10 protein-coding genes are annotated in these 11,475 nt (G+C 63.5%); 2 read left to right on the top strand and 8 right to left on the bottom strand.

What is annotated here, in order from left to right:
* Positions 1-137 precede the first annotated feature (137 nt).
* Entirely contained in the window at positions 138-383 is a 246-nt protein-coding gene (locus FJ978_RS04825) for a DUF680 domain-containing protein (protein ID WP_140570649.1), read from the top strand.
* Positions 384-459: 76 nt separating this feature from the next.
* Here FJ978_RS04825 and ugpC read toward each other — a convergent pair whose 3' ends face one another.
* The 5 genes from ugpC to FJ978_RS04800 all read right to left on the bottom strand — a co-directional run bounded on the left by ugpC (position 460) and on the right by FJ978_RS04800 (position 7,049).
* Positions 460-1,572 carry a sn-glycerol-3-phosphate ABC transporter ATP-binding protein UgpC gene (gene ugpC / locus FJ978_RS04820; protein WP_140570647.1) on the bottom strand — a complete coding sequence of 371 codons (1,113 nt, stop codon included), beginning with the start codon at positions 1,570-1,572 and terminating at the stop codon, positions 460-462.
* A 47-nt stretch (positions 1,573-1,619) separates the two neighbouring features.
* The gene (locus FJ978_RS04815; protein WP_140570645.1) at positions 1,620-3,284 is read right to left on the bottom strand and encodes an alpha-glucosidase; all 1,665 of its coding nucleotides are present in this window, start codon (positions 3,282-3,284) and stop codon (positions 1,620-1,622) included.
* Positions 3,285-3,288: 4 nt separating this feature from the next.
* Complete coding sequence (locus FJ978_RS04810) at positions 3,289-4,443, bottom strand: carbohydrate ABC transporter permease (protein ID WP_023765593.1); 1,155 nt, start codon at positions 4,441-4,443, stop codon at positions 3,289-3,291.
* Between the two features lies 1 nt (position 4,444).
* Positions 4,445-5,458: a sugar ABC transporter permease gene (locus FJ978_RS04805; protein WP_013891616.1), complete on the bottom strand. Its 1,014-nt coding sequence runs from the start codon at positions 5,456-5,458 to the stop codon at positions 4,445-4,447.
* A gap of 235 nt (positions 5,459-5,693) precedes the next feature.
* The gene (locus FJ978_RS04800; RefSeq protein WP_013891615.1) at positions 5,694-7,049 is read right to left on the bottom strand and encodes an ABC transporter substrate-binding protein; all 1,356 of its coding nucleotides are present in this window, start codon (positions 7,047-7,049) and stop codon (positions 5,694-5,696) included.
* 360 nt (positions 7,050-7,409) lie between these two features.
* Here FJ978_RS04800 and FJ978_RS04795 point away from each other — a divergent pair, with 360 nt between their 5' ends.
* Positions 7,410-8,432, top strand: a complete 1,023-nt coding sequence (locus tag FJ978_RS04795) for a substrate-binding domain-containing protein (protein ID WP_140570642.1) — start codon at positions 7,410-7,412, stop codon at positions 8,430-8,432.
* A 115-nt stretch (positions 8,433-8,547) separates the two neighbouring features.
* Here FJ978_RS04795 and FJ978_RS04790 read toward each other — a convergent pair whose 3' ends face one another.
* From FJ978_RS04790 to FJ978_RS04780, 3 genes are read right to left on the bottom strand one after another with little or no spacing between them, the layout of a single operon-like run.
* Positions 8,548-10,002: a S8 family serine peptidase gene (locus FJ978_RS04790; RefSeq protein WP_140570640.1), complete on the bottom strand. Its 1,455-nt coding sequence runs from the start codon at positions 10,000-10,002 to the stop codon at positions 8,548-8,550.
* Entirely contained in the window at positions 9,992-10,660 is a 669-nt protein-coding gene (locus FJ978_RS04785; RefSeq protein ID WP_140570638.1) for an anti-sigma factor, read from the bottom strand. Before FJ978_RS04785 ends, FJ978_RS04790 begins: the two co-directional genes overlap by 11 nt.
* Positions 10,657-11,223: a sigma-70 family RNA polymerase sigma factor gene (locus FJ978_RS04780; RefSeq protein WP_140570636.1), complete on the bottom strand. Its 567-nt coding sequence runs from the start codon at positions 11,221-11,223 to the stop codon at positions 10,657-10,659. The genes FJ978_RS04785 and FJ978_RS04780 overlap by 4 nt, the downstream gene beginning before the upstream one ends.
* Between the last annotated feature and the right edge of the window lie 252 nt (positions 11,224-11,475).

Here is an 11,475-nt window from a genome sequence, read left to right as displayed (position 1 = left end):
CAAGAAGTCGGAACCGGCTGACCAGAAGCCTGTCTTCGGCGCCGACCACAACCTCTTCGGCAACAACTAACAGCCGACCTGGCAACGGCGGGTTTGCCCGCCGCTGCTATGGAATTCGAGACTTCAGGAGACGTGAAATGAAGAAGATCATCCTTGCTGCCGCCGCCGTCCTGGCCATTTCCGGCAGCGCTGTCGCCGGCAGCGACAATTATGGCTCCAACGGCGCCAACCAGCCTGCCGTGACTTCGACCGGTGTGGACGCTTCGCATACCGGCTCGATCCGCGACAGCGGCTCGCCTGTCTACAAGCTGCTCAATTCGTCGGGCAACGTGCAGAAGCCGACCCCCCAGAGCAATGACCGGGACCACTTCGGCAATCACTAACAAATCGAAGTCGGTTTAACAAAGAGCGGCGGGCCATGCCCGCCGCTCTTTTTTGTCGTTACAGTTGGCTTTTAGCTCAAGCCGCCTTTGCTTCCGCCTCGTGCAGCGCGAAGGACCGGCCATCCGCGTCGAAGATATGCAGGTCCTCGGCATTGGCGCTCAGCCGCAATGTCGAGCCGCGCTTGACCTCGACATTGCCGGGCAGCTTGGTCACCAGCGGCAGGTCGGCGCGACCGATGTCGACATAGACCAGCTGGACCTCGCCGAGCTGTTCGACATAATCCACCGTGCCCTCGAACAGATAGTCCGTGCCGCTGGCGATGATCAGATCCTCTGGCCGCACACCGAAGCTTATCGCCGCGCCCTTCGCCGAAGCCGGTGTCGCGATCGGCACCGTCGCCTTGCGGCCGCCGACATGGCTGACGATTGTCGGGTTTCCGGTCTTGTCGATGGTCGCCGGCAGGATGTTCATGGCCGGCGAGCCGATGAACTGGGCGACGAACAGATTTCCGGGCTTCTTGTAGAGCTCCATCGGCGTGCCGACCTGTTCGATATGGCCTTCCTTGAGCACGACGATGCGATCGGCCAGCGTCATTGCCTCGACCTGGTCGTGGGTGACGTAGATCATGGTCGTGTTGGGCATCGATTCCTTGAGCTTGGCGATCTCGATGCGGGTGGCGACGCGGAGCGCCGCGTCGAGGTTCGACAGCGGCTCGTCGAACAGGAACACTTTCGGGTTGCGCACGATGGCGCGGCCGATGGCGACGCGCTGGCGCTGACCGCCCGACATCGCCTTGGGCAGCCGGTCGAGATATTTGGTCAGCTGCAGGATCTCGGCTGCCTGGCGCACGCGACGGTCGATCTCGGCCTTGTTCTCTTTGCCGATCTTCATCGAGAACGCCATGTTGTCGTAGACGGTCATGTGCGGATAGAGCGCGTAGGACTGGAACACCATGGCGATGCCCCGCTTCGATGGCGGCACGTCGTTGACCACCTCGCCATCGATCTTGAGCTCACCTGAGGTGATTTCCTCGAGCCCGGCTATGGAGCGCAGCAAGGTCGACTTGCCGCAGCCCGACGGACCCACGAAGACGATGAACTCGCCCGATTTGATATCGAGGTCGATGCCGTGGAGAATGTTGAGATTGCCGTAGGACTTCTTCACTTGCCTCAAATTGACATCGGCCATTGGTTCCTCCAGTGATTCCTCAAAAAATTGAGTCGATTCCTCAAAATTCAGTCGATGCGTCCGAACCAGGCGCCGTAGCCGCCGAGTTCGACCGAACCGGTGTTCGCCTGCCCGGAAAACCCGTGTCCCGGCAAAGGGTGCAGTGATCGGCCGCCAAGGTCAACCTTGGCCGGCTTGGCGCCAAGGTTGAAGGCACAGACGATCTGCTCGTTGCCGGCCCGGCGGGTGAAGGCGACGGTGTCGCCCTGGCTTTCGATGAAGGCGATATCGCCCTTGGCCAGCGCGGGGTGGGCGCGGCGGAAGGTGAGAAACCGCCGGTAGTGCTCGAGTAGCGAAGTCTCGTCGCCCTGCTGCACATTGACGGCCTGCGACAAATGCTTGGCCGGCACCGGCAACCAGGGCTTTGCCTGGGAGAAGCCTCCGTTCTTGGCATTGCCGTCCCACACCATGGGCGTGCGGCAGCCGTCGCGGCCCTTGAATTCCGGCCAGAAGCGGATGCCGTAGGGATCCTGCAGATCCTCGAAGCGCAGTTCGGCCTCGCCGAGGCCTAGCTCTTCGCCCTGGTAGATGCAGACCGAGCCGCGCAGCGACATCAGCAATGCCGAGATCACCTTGAGATAGGCGGTCGGGTCGGCTTCGCCAGCCGCCCAGCGCGAGGCCGGGCGCATCACGTCATGGTTGGAGAACGCCCAGCACGACCAGCCATCGGTGGCGACCTTGCCGAAGGTTTCCAGCACCGAGCAGACCTTGGCGGCGCTGATCTTTTCCGGCGCCAGGAAATCGAAGGAATAGCACATGTGCACGCGCTTGCCGCCGGCCGTATAGGCGGCCACCACGTCCAGCCCACGCTGCGAATCGCCGACTTCGCCGACAGCGGCGGTTGCCGGATACTCGTCGAGCAGGGCGCGGAAACGTTCGAGGAAACCGAGGTTCTCCGGCCGGCTCTTGTCGTAGATATGGTCCTGGTAGTTGTAGGGGTTGACCGCGGGGGCCGTCTGGTCGTTGCGCTCCTCGGGCGGCAGCGGCGGGTTGTTTTCCAGGCCCTGGCTGTGGAAGTAGAAATTGATAGTGTCGAGCCTGAAGCCGTCGACGCCGCGCTCCAGCCAGAAACGGGTGACGTCGAGCAGGGCGTCCTGGACCTCGCGGCTGTGGAAGTTCAGGTCAGGCTGCTCGGCCAGGAAATTATGCAGGTAATATTGCTGGCGGCTGGTGTCCCATTGCCAGGCCGATCCGCCGAAGATCGACAGCCAGTTGTTGGGCGGCGTGCCGTCGGGCCTGGCGTCCGCCCAGACATACCAGTCCGCCTTGGGATTGGTGCGGCTCGACCGGCTTTCCTTGAACCAGGGATGGATGTCGGCGGTGTGCGACAGCACCTCGTCGATCATCACCTTGAGACCCAACCGGTGCGCTTCCGCCGTCAGCGCATCGAAATCGGCCAGCGTGCCGAACATCGGGTCGACATCGCAATAATCCGAGACGTCGTAGCCGAAATCCTTCATCGGCGACGTGAAGAAAGGCGAAATCCAGATGGCATCCGCACCGAGTGCGGCAATATAGGGCAGCCGCTGGATGATGCCCTTGAGGTCGCCGATGCCGTCGCCGTTCGAATCCTGATAGCTGCGCGGATAGATCTGGTAGATCACCGCGCCGCGCCACCAGTCGCGATCGATGGCGAGGTCAGGTTTCGAACTGGCTTTCAAAGCGGATTGCATGGTCTCAGCCTCCTTTCACCGAGCCGGCAAGCAGCCCGCGGACGAAATAGCGCTGCAGCGAGAAGAACACGATCAGCGGCACGATGATGGTCACGAACGCCGATGTCGTCAGGATCTCCCAATCGCCGCCGCGTGAACCAAGCAGCGCATTGAGCTTGGCCGTCAGCACGATCTGGTCTGCTTCCGTACCGAGGAAAACCATCGCCACCAGAAGATCGTTCCATACCCACAGGAACTGGAAGATGGCAAACGAGGCCAGCACCGGGAACGACAGCGGCAACACGATCTTGACGAAGATCTCGAAATCGCTGGCGCCGTCGATGCGCGCCGATTCCATGATTTCGCGCGGCAGGCCGGCTATGTAACTGCGTAGGAGATAGATGGCGAAGGGCAGGCCGAAGCCGGTATGCGCCAGCCAGATGCCGAGATAGGTTTTCGACGGCACGCCGAAGAACGAGCCGACGCCGTTGTAGAGTTTCAGCAGCGGGATCAGCGACATCTGCAGCGGCACCACCAGGAGGCCGATGATCACCGCGATCAGCAGCGCCCGGCCGGGAAAGCGCATCCAGGCCAGCGCATAGGCCGCGAAAGCCGCGATCAGGATCGGGATCACGGTCGCCGGGATGGTGACGGTGAGCGAGTTCATGAACGAGCGGCCGATGCCTTCCGAAAACAGCACGGACCGGTAGTTGTCGGTGGTGAATTTCGGCGGCGCCGACGAGGCGTAATAGAGGCGCTGGCCGCGGTCGCCCTCGAAAGCCTTGGGCGAGGTCATGACGAAGCTGCCGTCGGCATTGACCTGCAGGGTCACGCCGTCGCCGAGATCGGCCGATGTGCCGGCCGCATATTGCGTCGGTGCGGCCGACTTGACGCCGAAGGCGCTGATGTCGCGCTTGGCGCCGTCGCCAAAGATGTTGCCTTCCAGAACGAACTTGCCGTCCTTCTGAACCTGTGCCGAGGCGGGCGGCAGGCGGCCGGCCTCGGTCTGGGTCGAACTGGCGAACGAATTCCACCAGCCCGAGGCGATGATCTGGTCCTTGTCGCGCAGCGAGGAGACCAGGATGCCGAGCGTTGGAATGGTCCAGATTGTCACGAAGACCAGCACCGCGATGTGAACGCCGAAGCGGCTGGCGAAGGAGTTTCCGGTCGCGACGGCCATCTCAGTGCCCTCCCGTCTCTTTGTTGGCCTGGCGGATGTTCCAGACCATGATCGGGATGACCGCGATCATGATGATGATGGCTATCGTCGCGCCACGGCCGAAATCGCCGCCGCCGCGGAACATCCAGTCGAACATCAAATTGGCCAGCACCTGGCTGTTCCACTGGCCGTTGGTCATGGTCAGCACGATGTCGAACACCTTGAGCACCAGAATGGTGATCGTGGTCCAGACCACGGCGATGGTGCCCCAGATCTGCGGCACCATGATCTTCCAGAAGATCTGGAACGGGTTGGCGCCGTCGATGACGGCGGCTTCCAGCGTTTCCTCGGGAATGCCGCGCAGCGCCGACGACAGGATGACCATGGCAAAACCGGTCTGGATCCAGATCAGGATGACCATCAGGAAGAAATTGTTCCAGAACGGCAGCGATATCCAGACCTGCGGCTGGCCGCCGAAATGCTGGATGATGGCATTGAGGATACCGATCTGTACCTGGCCCTCGCCGCGATACTCGTAGATGAATTTCCAGATCACGCTGGCGCCGACGAAGGAGATCGCCAGCGGCAGGAAGATCAGGCTCTTGGCGATCGTGCCCCACCAGATCTTGTCGGTGAGCACGGCAATGATCAGGCCGAGGAAAGTGCAGGCGGCGGGCACCACGGCCAGCCACAACACGTTGTTGAGGATCGAGTTGCGGAAGTCGCGGTCGCCGAACGCCCACTGATAGTTGGCCAGCCCGACAAAATTGACGCCGCCGCGATCGAGAAACGAAAGCCGTAGCGTCTCGATGACGGGATAGATCAGATAGATGGTCAGGATGATCATCGCCGGACCGACGAACAGCCACGGCCGCACCAGTCCCTGCCGGCGCAGATTGTCGATGGCCGCCGCGCCAGAGACGCCGCGCGACGGGAATATCAGGTCGACCAGTCTGTTGGCGCCCCAAAAATAGGCGACGCAGCCTCCGACGCCGATGATGATGACGAAAATAGCCGAGAAAATCTGAGCCGCCATGGGTCCCTCTCCCTGCGCATGATCGACCAGGCAATGCTGGCGATCGGATGCGCCGACTTTCAGTCATTCGGAACAATTGAAATGCGAAGGTTTCCGGCGGAAGCCGCCGGTCGGACCGGGCCGAAGCCCGGACCCAGCATTGGGAGGACGACATGCATGAAACGAAGACCTAAAGCGCGTCGCGTGAATCCGTTTCGACGCGACGCGTTTTTAGGCTGCGGTCACCGCCGGTTGCCTATTTGATCCCGTCCCAGCTCTTCTGGATGTCGGTGGCGACATCCTGGGCGGACTTGCCGCCGACCAGGTCGATCATGCCGGTCCAGAATGAGCCGGCGCCGATCTTGCCGGGCATCAGGTCGGACCCGTCGAAGCGCACTGTCGTCGCGCCGACCAGGATCTCGCCCTGCTTCTTCAGCGCGTCGCTGCCATAGGCGTCCTTGTTGGCTCCCTTGAACGGGGTCACGAAGCTCTTTTGCGCCATCCACAATTCATGCGCGAGCGGCATCTCCAGGAACTTGATGAACTCGTGGGATGCCTTGGAATCCTTGGTGATCATCACCAATGTTCCGGCCACTTCCAGCGGCGTGCCCAGTTCCGGCTTGGAAGCGTAAGGCGGATAGTTGAAGAAGTCCGCATCCTGGCCGAGCTTTACGCCCTCCGGGAAGAAGGAGGGGATGAACGATGCCTGGTGGTGCATGTAGCATTTCGGTGGCACGCTGAAGAGGCCCTTCGGGCTATCGCGGAAGTCCGTCGCGGCGACCGCCTTGGCGCCGCCGTCGACCATCTTGTCGTCGGTGGCGATCTTGCCGAAAATGTCGATGGCGTTGACCACCGCCGGATCGGTGAACGGAATCTCGTTCTTCACCCACTTGTCGTAGACTTCCGGCGGCTGCGTCCTCAGCATGATGTCCTCGACCCAGTCGGTCGCCGGCCATCCGGTGGCACCGCCGGAGCCAAGCCCGATGCACCAGGGCTTGCCGCCATCGGCAATGATCTTCTTTTCGAGCTCGGCAAGTTCCTCCTGCGTCTTCGGCACCTTGTAGCCGGCTTCCTCGAAATTATCGGGCGAGTACCAGACCAGACCCTTCACGTCGATCTTGTAGGGAAGCGCATAGAAGCCTGGCTTGCCGTCCTTTCCTGCGAAAGTGCCGAGCTTGGCCCAGGAATCGCCAGCCGCGTAGTTCTCCTTGACCCATGCGGCGACGTCGTCGCCCAACGGGGTCAGCACGCCCTTGGAGGCAAGGTCCTGGATCAGGCCCGGCTGCGGCAGGATCGCGATGTTCGGCGGGCTGCCCGCCTGCGTGTCGATGACGATCTGCTGCTCGTAGTTTTCGGACGAGGAATATTTGATCTCGGCGCCAGTGGCTTCCGCGAAATAATCGAGTACCGAACGGGCAAGCGCCTCGTCCTCACCGCGCCACGGGCCAAAGATCGTCAGCGTCTCGCCCTTGAGGTCAACCTTCTTGAGTTCGTCGAAGTTGGCCCAGTGAAACCGCGCGTCCTCGCCTGGCTTGAACTTCAGTTCGGCATGCGCGGGCGCGTTCAGGGCGAGCGTGGCGAACGCGGCACCCAGCAAAAGCATTTTCTTCATCGGTATTCCCTCCCAGTGGGTCAAACACACCGGACGGAACCTCCATTCCGTCCGCCGACGCCGCAGGACTGTGACTCAGTCGCAAGGGAACCGCAACCTTTCGAAGAGTCTTCCAAAGCGCTTTGGCTTTGATGATCTCGCCATTGAATCGATCAGGAGTCAAGAGGGTGACGCACTAATCGATTTAATCAGAGGCGTTCAGGATCAAAAAAGTGCGCTGCAGCATAGTTTTTTGGCGGTGCAGCAGCAATTTTTGTTTCAAACTCACCGCGGCCACGCTTATGGTCACAGTACCATGGCCGCACCTTTATGGTGCTTGGGTCGATTCAATCTAAAGCGCTTTGGGGATGGAGCCCTCTCGTGAACCTCAAGCAGCTCGCGCATATGCTGGCGCTTTCGCAGACCACGGTAAGCCGGGCGCTGAACGGCTATCCGGAGGTCAACGAGGAAACGCGAAGGCGCGTCATGGACGCCGCCAAGCGCCACGGCTACCGCCCCAATCCAAGCGCGCGGCGGCTGGCGACCGGCAAGTCCGGCATGATCGGCTATGTCCTGCCGACAGGTGCCGCCGTCGATATCGACCCGCATTTCGTCGAATTCCTGTCTGGCCTTGGCGACTATGCGCGTTCGCACGAACTCGACCTCGTGCTGTCGCCGGCCGACGCCGACGACCAGGAGACGACCTACCGGCGCATCGTCGCCAACCGCCAGGTCGATGCCGTCTATATCTCCTCTCCCAAGCCGCAGGACAATCGGGTGGCGCTGGTCAACACGCTCGGCATTCCCTTCATCGTCCATGGCCGCAGCGAAGGCTTCGAATTCGACTATCCCTATCTCGACATCGACAATGAGGGCGCCTTCCACGAGGCCGCGCGGCTGCTGGTCCAGCTCGGCCACCGGCGGCTGGCGCTGATCAATGGAGACGACGGCGAGACCTTCGCCATCCATCGCGAGCGCGGCGTGCGTCGTGCGCTCGCCGCGAGCGGGCTGGCCCTGGGCGAACGCCATGTCTGCTCCGTGGTCATGACCGAGGAGAACGGCTATCGCGCCACCAGGCGCCTGCTGGAGGCGAGCGACGCGCCGACGGCGATCGTCTGCTCCAGCCTGATCATGGCGCTGGGCGTCGTGCGCGCGGTGCGCGACCTCGGTCTGAATATTCCGGGCGACGTCTCGCTGATCGCCCATGACGATGTCTTTCCCTGGCTGCGGCCGGAGAATTTTTCTGTGCCGCTGTCGACGACGCGCTCGTCCATCCGTCTCGCCGGCGCCCGGGTCGCCGAGCGTCTGGCGGCGCGGATATCGGGACTGGAAGAGGGGGCGCGTGGCGAGATCTGGCCGGTCGACCTGGTGATCAGGGGATCGGTCGCCGGAGCGCCTGCATAGGTCGTGCCGGCGATTGGCGAAGGCGGCGAAGCGAGTAATCTCCCCCCTTGCGGGGGAGATGTCCGGCAGGACAGAGGGGGGTGCTGTCCTGCCAACGTCACAGGTCTGAGGGAACCTATTCCTTCCCCGCCCCAGCCGCCTTGATATCCAGCAGCCCGTAACCAAAATCGTTGTCGCGCCCCTTGGGGCCGAGATCCCTGGCCGTAGCGGCCAGCGCTTTCTCGATGTCGTCGGCCGAGCGGTCGGGCGCTGCGTGGATCAGATTGGCGATGGCGCCGCTGACGATCGCCGCGGCGAACGAGGTGCCGGTGACGACATCCGTACCGGCGCCGCTCGGTGCCACCATCTCGACGCCGGGCGCCGAGATGAAGACATAGGCGCCGCGATTGGCCTGCGGCATCAGCCCGTCCTTGGCGTCGGTTGCGGTCACCGCGATGACGCCGTCGAAGGCGGCCGGGTAGCCATAGGGCGCCTTCGGCCCGTTGTTGCCGGCGGCGGCGATCAGCACGATGCCCAGCGCGCGGGCATTTCTGCAGGCGACGCCGAGCAGGTCGTTCTTGGGCCCGACGAAGCTCATGTTGATGATGCGCACGTCCTGTTCGGCTGCCCAGTCGAGTGCGGAGAGAATGACGTCCATGGTCGACTTGCCGCCTTCGAAGGCGCGCGCGTGGTAGATCCTGGCGCCCGGCGCCATGCCTTCCAGCGCACCGACACCGGCGATCAGCCCATCGACCGAGGTGCCGTGATCGCGCTTTTCGATCGGCACGTCGGGCATGGCGTCGAACTGCCCGGCGATCACCCCGGCCAGCGCCGGATTGGTGTCGTCGATGCCGGTGTCGATCACCGCGACGCGGACATTCTCGCCGCTGGCCTGTTTGGCGTCGAGCGCGATGCGCTCGAAGGCATAGTTGACGATGCCGGCCGCCTGCTGCAGCGAATAGATGTGGTTGGGCTCGCGCCGCTGCGTGCGGCCGTCGGCGGCCAGCTGCGCCAGCACGATGCCGACCGGACGGCCGTCGGGAATGCCGAAGCGCACCAAAGTGGTGCCGAGCAGCCTGGACTGACGCTGCGAGCGCACCTCGAGGCCGAACGAGGCGGCGATCTGCTGCACGGCGCCGGCATCGCCGTCGACGGTCACCAGCACCTCGTCGGGCACGAAATCGCCGGCCACCGCGCGCGGCGGCTGAACGGCGATGAGATCGGTCGGCGAGACGATCGGCCCGCCAGCCGCGGCTCCAGCCTGTGTATCGGCAGGCGCGGTCGGCGAGGTGTCCGGGTCCTGGCGTGGAGCGGGTGTCGGCACGGGAGCCGGGCTTTCGGCAGGATTGGGGAAGAGGTCGACGATCAAAGCAGGCAGAAAGACCGCGCCGGGTTGCCCGGCACCCGAACCGCCCTTTTCACCGCCATTGTCCTTGGCACAGTCGGCTGCCGTGGCATTGGCCGCGTTGTTGCAATCGATTTTCGTCCGGCCGGGACTGGTGGCGTTGGTCTGCGCCGACGCGGGCACGGCGGCGATTGTCATCGCCGCCGCAAGGATCGCCGCAAATCGAATGACCGCCTCAGCCGCCATCTGCCGGTTTCCTTCCCTCGATCACAGTGTCGGTGAAGGGCTGGGCGGCAATAAGGCCGATTTGCCTGGTGTAGTCGGTCGCATTGGCGGCCGGAATGCCGAGCCGGAACACGCCGTCGGCGGTCGGTCCGCCGATCACCTTCAGCCCGTTGCCACCGAGGAAGCCCGAAATATCGGACATCCTGGCGTCGGGCTTGAACTTGACCAGCGCGAACGGCATCTTGGCCAGGTCGTCTTCCGTGCCGGCAACCTCGAAATTGCCGCCCTTGCCGCCAGGTTGCACGAACGACTGCACCATGATCAGCGCCAGCAGGACCCCGGCCGCCGCCCAGGCGACGCCGGCGGGCAGCGCCATGAAGCGGCCCCAGGCCTGCGCCAGCCAGGACGAGCCTGCCGGCGCCCGCGCCGGTCCTGCCTCGGCGTCGAACGCCTTGGCGAAGCGGCTGAGCGCATCGGCGGGCGGACGGATCGCCTCGTTGGCCGCCGATGCGCCGGAGAATTCGGCCTCGGCCTCGCCAAGGGCGGCCAGCGCCGAGGGATCGCTGGCCAGCCATTCCTCGACGGCTTCCAGGTCCGAGCCTTCCAGCGAGCCGTTCAGGTAGAACGGCAGCAGCGTTTCCATTTCGTCGCGGCGCGACATCTTTTCAGCGGCGCTCATGGCCACCCCCTGTCGTAACCGGCGGCCTTGAGGGCCTCGCCGAGTTTCTTGCGGGCGTAGAACATCCGGGTCTTGACGGTCGCGACCGGGATGCCGAGCACCTCGCCGATCTCGGTCACCGACTGTCCATGGTAATAGGCGAGATCGATCACCGTGCGGTGCTCTTCGGGCAAGGCGTCGATGAGGCGGCGCAAGGCAGCGGCCTTGTCCTCCTTCATGGTGACGACCTCGGGCGTGTCGGCGCCGTCGGGCACCGCGGCGGCGGCCTCGTCGTCGATCCAGTCTTCCTTCTTCTTGCGCAGCAGCGACAGCGCCTTGAACCGGGCGATGCCGAGCAGCCATGTCGAAACTTCGGAGCGACCCTCGAAACCCGGCGCCTGGCGCCACAGTTCGAGAAACACCTCGTTCGCGATATCGTCCGCCATCATTTCCGATCCCGTCTGGCGCACCACGAAGCGGTAGACCCGCGCGTGATGACGCATGAACAGCAGCCGCACGGCGGCACGGTCGCCCTTCGCGACCCGGTCGACAAGCGCGCGATCGGTCTCCGTCGCTGCCGTCATGGCCGGTCGAGCCGCCTGGCTCCTGTCTGCTCTGTCGCTGATCGGTCCAAAAAGGTTCATCCTCCGCCAAGGAATTTGCGGAGGCTAACCGAAGAAAGGGGAGGTTGCCAGAGGTGCGCTCTCTTCCTTCTCCCCTTTGTGGGAGAAGGTGGATCGGCGCGCAGCGCCGAGACAGATGAGGGGTGTTCCAGCGAAATGAGGCGTTGGCGTTCCCTGGAACACCCCTCATCCGACCTCGCTTCGCGAGGCCAC

The sequence above is a fragment of the Mesorhizobium sp. B1-1-7 genome (assembly GCF_006442705.1).
Lineage (GTDB): Bacteria > Pseudomonadota > Alphaproteobacteria > Rhizobiales > Rhizobiaceae > Mesorhizobium > Mesorhizobium opportunistum.
Note: the sequence above shows the minus strand (reverse complement) of the source record. Positions and strands in the feature narration are given on the sequence as shown.

Excerpts from the sequence above, each read along its gene's own strand:
- FJ978_RS04825 (WP_140570649.1), top strand. The coding sequence starts at position 138 with ATGAAGAAGATCATCCTTGCTGCCGCCGCCGTCCTGGCCATTTCCGGC.
- ugpC (WP_140570647.1), bottom strand. The coding sequence starts at position 1,572 with ATGGCCGATGTCAATTTGAGGCAAGTGAAGAAGTCCTACGGCAATCTC.
- FJ978_RS04815 (WP_140570645.1), bottom strand. The coding sequence starts at position 3,284 with ATGCAATCCGCTTTGAAAGCCAGTTCGAAACCTGACCTCGCCATCGAT.
- FJ978_RS04810 (WP_023765593.1), bottom strand. The coding sequence starts at position 4,443 with ATGGCCGTCGCGACCGGAAACTCCTTCGCCAGCCGCTTCGGCGTTCAC.
- FJ978_RS04805 (WP_013891616.1), bottom strand. The coding sequence starts at position 5,458 with ATGGCGGCTCAGATTTTCTCGGCTATTTTCGTCATCATCATCGGCGTC.
- FJ978_RS04800 (WP_013891615.1), bottom strand. The coding sequence starts at position 7,049 with ATGAAGAAAATGCTTTTGCTGGGTGCCGCGTTCGCCACGCTCGCCCTG.
- FJ978_RS04790 (WP_140570640.1), bottom strand. The coding sequence starts at position 10,002 with ATGGCGGCTGAGGCGGTCATTCGATTTGCGGCGATCCTTGCGGCGGCG.
- FJ978_RS04785 (WP_140570638.1), bottom strand. The coding sequence starts at position 10,660 with ATGAGCGCCGCTGAAAAGATGTCGCGCCGCGACGAAATGGAAACGCTG.
- FJ978_RS04780 (WP_140570636.1), bottom strand. The coding sequence starts at position 11,223 with ATGACGGCAGCGACGGAGACCGATCGCGCGCTTGTCGACCGGGTCGCG.